The following is a 3,460-nucleotide window of genomic DNA, read 5'->3' as shown; positions in this document are numbered from 1 at the left end:
TGCCGTAGCGCCGATGCCGATATCTTGCCTTGCGGATTGTTTGAATAAGCGACCTGATGTTGGAATGGCGGAGGCGACGTCACAACTGCATAACAAATACTGATTACCCCTGAGACTCAGCTTCGATGGAAACTTGATTCTCGTTGTCAGGGGGGGGACATCCGGGTCAGTTCAGCAAGACGCGCCGTCAATACGTCCATGTAGGCTCGACCGCGGCATCCATGCCGCAGACGGTCTTGCTGAACTGACCCGAATGTCTCCTGGCAGGAGCGGCGGGACCCGATGATTCGATATCGAAAGATGGCTGAGAATCAGGGGTAATCAGGTAACAGATTGTGTACGTGGATGCGCTTTCCGCCAGATCCTGGGGGAGCACTGTCGGTGGGAATCGAAGCGCTTTCTACCTGTTAATCCGGCCAGATACGACTGAAATCAAGTTCAATGAGACATTTGCCCAGATCGAACTCGCAACATTCGTCGCGGGCGTCAAGGCGCTTGACGTAACGTCCCTCACGCAGGGAATAGAGCTTCGCGACGCGATTATCCGGGTCGACGATACAATAGTGACCGACGCCTTCTCGCTCGTAGATCTCGAATTTGGTGGTGCGGTCCTTGTTCGCCGTGGATGGCGAGAGGATCTCGAAGATCAGTGACGGTGCCCGGACGAGAAAATGCTCCGACTCGGGGCGGTAACAGATCACCAGGTTGTCCGGTTGGACGATGGTCTCCTCGGAGACCCTCCAGTCCACAGGCATCAGGCCCATGCAGTGTTCACAGTCGCGCAACGCCTCATCCAGCTCATGGGCCAGCTTGTGGCTGACGCGCTGGTGCAGAATACCGGGCGAGGGTGTCATGGCGTACGGGATGCCGCGAATCAGCTCCCATCGGCCTTCCCACAGTCGGTAGTCATCGTAGGTGTAATGCGGCAGGTGATCCGTCTCGCGCATCGTGCAATGCTTCCACTATCGTGCTCTACGAATGAGTGTAGTGTATTCCCCGTTCCCGGATCACGCAGGCTTCCATCTGACGGGATACGGCGCGGCCATTTCCGGATGTCCACCGGGCGCTGTTACTGTCAAGCCCTTCCAGAGGTCGGGGTTGCAGGGGGGAAAGGAGGATGCGATGACTGGCGAACGTCAGGTGTGTTACGCTGTCTTACATCCCCGTCATCGCGGACGATTGAAATGGGAACCCTCACGTTACGCATCGACGACAAGCTGGATAAAGAACTGACGCGGCTTGCCAGGAAGACGCACCGTACGAAGAGTGATCTGGCACGGGAGGTGTTGCGCCGACACATCGCGCGCGCCCGGCTCGAGGAAGCGCGCCGCCTGATAGCGCCATATGCCGAATCCGCGGGATACCTGACCGACGAGGACGTCTTTCGCGATGTATCGTGAGGGTCTTCCTCGACACCAACGTCCTCGCGAGCGCATTCGCAACGCGCGGCCTTTGTCTGGATCTGGTTCGCCATGTGCTGGACGAGCACGAAGCAGTCATCAGCAGCCTGGTGCTCCGGGAACTGGAACACACGCTGAAGGAGAATTTCCGCGTCCCGGCTACGGGCCGCAAGGCCGTACGGCTTGCGCTGTTCGAATGTACCGTGGTTGAACCACCGCCGGCCACCCCCCTGCCGGACAGTCCTGACCCGTCGGATGCGCCGATCCTGGCTGCTGCGCTTGCGGCCAATTCCGACATCTTCGTCACTGGGGACCAGGCGCTGCTGACCATGAAAGACGTAGAAGGCATGGCGATCCTCTCGCCGCGCGGGTTCTGGGAGCGGTTACGGCAGCGGGGCGTTTGACAAGGTGGATCCGCTGCGCTTGATCCCCCCTACGACTACGACGACTCCGGTTCAGTTCGAGCGTATATGAAACGGCCGGCCCCATGCGGGCCGGCCGTTTACCCGTTACGCGGCTATCTTGTCCTAGCGCTCCAGTAGACGGTCTGGCTGCTGCCGGGGACCGACCAGCCGTAGATGCGCACCTTCCAGGTGCCGGACTGCAGGTTGCTCGCGGTGAAGCGGGTGCGTTCGAACACGCTGTTCACCGAGATGCTGCTGTCGCGTACCACGCCGTTCGGGTCGACCAGCTTCAGGTCGATGTCGGCATGGCTGTCGGCGGCGTCCTCGGGCCACCACAGTGCACCCTCGATCTTGCCCTTTCCCGAACTCACGTTGATCGGGATCTCGACCGTCACGTGGTTGCCCACCACGACCTTGCCCCACCAGGCGTGACCGCCCGTGCCGAGGACGATCTTGCCCGCGCCCACGGTGTTGTCGAAGGGGTAGGGGTCCTGACCGGCCAGGATCATCCGGGCGTAGACGTGACCGGGATCGATGCTGAAGTTGATCCCGCGCATCCAGTTGCGCGTCAGGGCCGCCGCACCCGCACCATAGGGCGTGGCCCCGCTGGTCCCGGTGAAGATCCTGTTCGCGGTGTCGCTGGCGTTGCTTGCCGTGCGTGACCAGGTCGGGGCCTGGACATCGGGTTTGACGCGGCCGTCACCCGCCGGTCCGCGGCTCTGGTTGTTGTACTGGGCGAGGGTATCGATCAGGTAGCCGCCGATGCCCAGTACCTTGTGCGCGTTGGCGGGCGCGTTCACGGTGCTGGCATTAGGCCCGAAGTTGCCGTTGGCGGCGATGATCACCGCGCCCGCGTCGAAGGCCGCATCCGCCGCCGTGGAGATCGAGCTGGTGGCGCTGCCACCGCCCTGCATCTCGGCGACGATCACGCGGTCCAACACGGCAACCGCCTTTTCGAAGGCCTTGACCGAGGCGGTGGTGTTGAGGCCACCGCATCCGGCCGGATACACCTTGAAGCTGTCCAGGGTGACCCCGGTGACGCCGCGGTAGTCGTTACCGAGGTTGTTGTTGCCGGAGATGATGGCCGCCGTCGAGGTGCCGTGGTTCCAGCAGTCGTCGGTCGGGTCGGGGGTGTTGTTGCAGGTCCCGTCGGTGCAGTCGTAGCGGAAGTCGATGTTGGAGGGGCTGTCGAACAGGGTGTGCGTGAAGCGCAGCCCCGTGTCAAGCAGGCCGATGTAGCCACTGGTCTGTCCCAGATTGAAGTACGGATCGGTGTGCATCTGGCTGCGACCCTCGGCGACCGAATCGGCCGGCGGCTTGCTGCCGTCGTTCTCCAGTTCGACGTACATCACGTCGTCACGCGCGGCCAGCTCCTTGATCGAACTCAGCGGGGCCTTCGCGACAACCGCGTTGATCAGCCAGAAGGTGTCCTTCATTTCGATGCCGTAGCGACCGTTCAACTGCTCGGCGAGCTTTTCGTACCCCTGGGCGCGCTGCTGCTTGATCTGGCGTACGAGCTCCTCGGCCTGCTTCAACTGCTTTTCGCGCGAACCACCCTCAGCAGCGGGTAGGGGAAATCGCGGGATCGTCAGGTCGTCGCGGAAGTTGATGACTACGGTCTCGACCTGGTTCGGGTCCGCACCGGCCAACAGTTTC

General features: G+C 61.9%; 4 protein-coding genes. 2 read left to right on the top strand and 2 right to left on the bottom strand.

Annotated features, from left to right (window positions below; all coding sequences use genetic code 11):
• Positions 1-407 precede the first annotated feature (407 nt).
• Positions 408-947: a Uma2 family endonuclease gene (locus LJE91_13445; protein ID MCG6869687.1), complete on the bottom strand. Its 540-nt coding sequence runs from the start codon at positions 945-947 to the stop codon at positions 408-410.
• Positions 948-1,184: 237 nt separating this feature from the next.
• On the opposite strand from LJE91_13445, the gene LJE91_13440 reads away from it, so the two are divergent.
• Complete coding sequence (locus LJE91_13440; GenBank protein MCG6869686.1) at positions 1,185-1,400, top strand: ribbon-helix-helix domain-containing protein; 216 nt, start codon at positions 1,185-1,187, stop codon at positions 1,398-1,400.
• Positions 1,397-1,804 (top strand): putative toxin-antitoxin system toxin component, PIN family, encoded by a 408-nt coding sequence (locus LJE91_13435; protein MCG6869685.1) that lies wholly within the window; start codon positions 1,397-1,399, stop codon positions 1,802-1,804. Before LJE91_13440 ends, LJE91_13435 begins: the two co-directional genes overlap by 4 nt.
• 113 nt (positions 1,805-1,917) lie before the next feature.
• On the opposite strand, the gene LJE91_13430 is transcribed toward LJE91_13435, so the two are convergent.
• The coding region (locus LJE91_13430; GenBank protein ID MCG6869684.1) for a S8 family serine peptidase at positions 1,918-3,460 on the bottom strand (1,543 nt) is incomplete at its 5' end.

This window comes from Gammaproteobacteria bacterium (assembly GCA_022340215.1).
Classification (GTDB): Bacteria; Pseudomonadota; Gammaproteobacteria; order JAJDOJ01; family JAJDOJ01; genus JAJDOJ01.
The sequence above is the reverse complement of the archived record's forward strand: the minus strand, read 5'-3'. Positions and strand labels throughout refer to the sequence as shown.